This is a genomic window from Streptomyces sp. NPDC006743 (assembly GCF_040703815.1).
GTDB lineage: Bacteria > Actinomycetota > Actinomycetes > Streptomycetales > Streptomycetaceae > Streptomyces.
The window spans coordinates 1-2,355 of record NZ_JBEYJA010000147.1 but is presented as its reverse complement, the minus strand read 5'-3'; the positions used below and the strand labels follow the sequence as shown (position 1 = coordinate 2,355).

The following is a 2,355-nucleotide window of genomic DNA, read 5'->3' as shown; positions in this document are numbered from 1 at the left end:
CTGACAGCTCCGCTACAAGGACCTTCCGGCGCCTTGCGATCGCACGCACCGGACGCCGCGAGCTGATCGGACTCCCCTTTTGTTCGCAGCTCTTAGTCCGCCGGGGCCGGCGCGGTGCAGGCGTCGGCGACAGCCCGGGTGTCCCAGTAGAACGGACGGACCTCGGTGATCCGGCCGTCCTTGACGGTGATGGCCTGCAGAATCGGGAATTCCAGCACACGGCCGGTCGCGCGAGCGCGCGCCCGTACCTGGGTGAGCACGACCGCGGTCTCACCGGTGGCCAGGAACTTCTGCTCCGTCATGTCGAAGGATTCCCATACGCCCCCCATCCTGAGAAAGAACTGCCTCATGCCCTCGTGCCCACGCCACATGCCTCCGTAAGGCAGGGCGTCAGCTTGATGCAGTTCGACATCCGGAGCGAAGAACGGGGCGAGCAGGTCGAACGAAGCCTTGCCGGGGCCTCCTGCCGCCAGGTACTCGGCCTCAGCCGCATACATGCCGGTGAGAACCCGTACCGATTCCGTGGTGGTTGCCATCGTCATGGCCCCAGCATGAGCAGCACGGCTGGTTCTTGCTGGCGGAAATCAGACATCGTTGCGCCGCGCGGGGACCTTTCCGCGACAGGCTCAGCGCAAGAAAAGCTCGGAGAAAGGGCAGGGAGGGGGAAGAGGAAGGGAAGAGGGAGGGAACGTGGGCGGGGAAAGGGGACAAGGGGAGGCGACACGAACGGCCGCGAGGTCTTCCAGACGGTCTACGCGGGGGTGATCGGCAGACGATCACCGGCGCGATTCCCCCTCCCGCCGATGCCTTCCACGCAGCGGACGGCCGCCTCGCGCTTCCCGCCCCCGAACAGCCCAGCCCCGCCACAGGCCCGGCTCAGGGCGTGGCGGGGCGGTAGCGGGCGGGCAGGGGTCAGCCGAAGTTCCAGGTGAAGCTGCCGCCGTTGTTGGCCGCGACGGCGAACATCACGACCATGAACACGATGTCGACCACTCCGAGGCCGATGTCCCACTTCGCCATCGCGGAACCGGTCTGACGCAGCGCGACGGCACCGAAGATGATGGCCAGCGGACCGAGGATGATCGGCAGGAAGAAGAGGCCGACTATGCCGCAGACCAGTCCCGCGATCGCCAGCCCGCTGGTCCGGCTCGTCCCGTGTGCGCCCGTGCGGCTGTAGGATGACATCGATTTCTCCTGACCTGTCCTGGTTGGCTTCTTTATTCCTTCGGTTCCTCTCTGGTTGCCCGTCCCGGCCGGGTCATGCCTGCGCGATTCAAGCAAGTGCCGTCATCCGTCCGGAAGTTGCGGTGACCTCGTCGCCGCGTCGATACGGAATCACTGCCTCCGCGAGCGAATCGGTGAACGGTACTTCGGCGGGAGTTTTTCGCTCGTCGGTCCCCTGCGGGTCAGGCCCCTGTGTTCAAATGCTGAGCGCGAGCAAGCGGATCAGCACAGATGGGGGGAAGCGCCGATGGTGGCGGACGCCCGCGCGGCCGGCGGATGTCTGGCGTGCGACCTCACGGCCGGCCGGGCGCCGCTGCCTGGCGGCAGCGTGCTGCGGACTGACTCCTGGGTCGTCGAGCACTGCGTCGGACCGCTGGGGCTGGGCACCGTCGTGGTCAAGCCGACTCGGCATGTGGTGCACGTCGCCGAGTTGACCGCGCAGGAATCCGGCGAGCTGGGGCCGCTGCTGCAGCGGGTGAGCGCGGCCGTCACCGAGGTCATGACCCCGGAGCAGGTGTACGTGTGTCTGTGGTCGCATGCCGGCGGGGTTCCCGGGCATGTCCACTTCGTCGTGCAGCCCGTCGGGGAACAGGACATGGCCCGGTTCGGTGCCTCCGGTCCCGCGCTGCAGGTGGCGATGGGCGCCGCGGGATGTTTCCCCGAGGCGGCGGAGGTGGAGCGGGTCTGCGGGAGTTTGCGGGAAGCCCTCGGCTGAGGTCTGAGTTCTGAGTTCCGCGGCCTCCGTCGAGGAGGCTCGACTTCTTCCATCCTCTTCTTCCGGCAGGAGGCGGGCTTCTTCCGGGACACCGCCTGACCGTGAGCCGGCGTCCGAAGACGCATCTGCGCCGCTCCCGGCCGCTGCCACTCGTTCGTGTGAAGGGTGCGCATTCGAAGAGCCGGCCAGCCAGTGCTCCATAGAGTGGACGGTGCCGAGAACGCGCATGTGAAGGGGTGGGTCCTGATGCAGGCAGAGGCAGTCGACCGGGTCCGGTTGGTGTTCACACTGTTCGACGCCGACGGCAACGGCGCCATCGAGTCCGACGATTTCGAGCTGATGGCCGGCAGAGTCGTCGCGGCGGTACCCGAGGCGGACGCCGCCAAGCGCGCCGCGATCGTGGGAGCCCTCCGGAG

Annotated in this window: 3 protein-coding genes and 1 pseudogene; 2 read left to right on the top strand and 2 right to left on the bottom strand. The window is 67.6% G+C overall.

The genetic code is table 11. The features are described from left to right. Positions 1–92: 92 nt before the first annotated feature. Both ABZ719_RS37550 and ABZ719_RS37545 read right to left on the bottom strand, forming a co-directional pair. A complete protein-coding gene (locus tag ABZ719_RS37550; protein WP_366729654.1) occupies positions 93–542 on the bottom strand; it encodes a nuclear transport factor 2 family protein in 450 nt (149 codons plus the stop codon). 370 nt (positions 543–912) lie between these two features. Then, entirely contained in the window at positions 913–1,185 is a 273-nt protein-coding gene (locus tag ABZ719_RS37545; RefSeq protein WP_366729653.1) for a DUF4190 domain-containing protein, read from the bottom strand. 286 nt (positions 1,186–1,471) lie between these two features. Here ABZ719_RS37545 and ABZ719_RS37540 point away from each other — a divergent pair, with 286 nt between their 5' ends. After that, positions 1,472–1,939, top strand: a complete 468-nt coding sequence (locus tag ABZ719_RS37540; protein ID WP_366729652.1) for a hypothetical protein — start codon at positions 1,472–1,474, stop codon at positions 1,937–1,939. Positions 1,940–2,185: 246 nt separating this feature from the next. After that, positions 2,186–2,355: pseudogene (locus tag ABZ719_RS37535) on the top strand (calcium-binding protein); the annotation flags it as partial.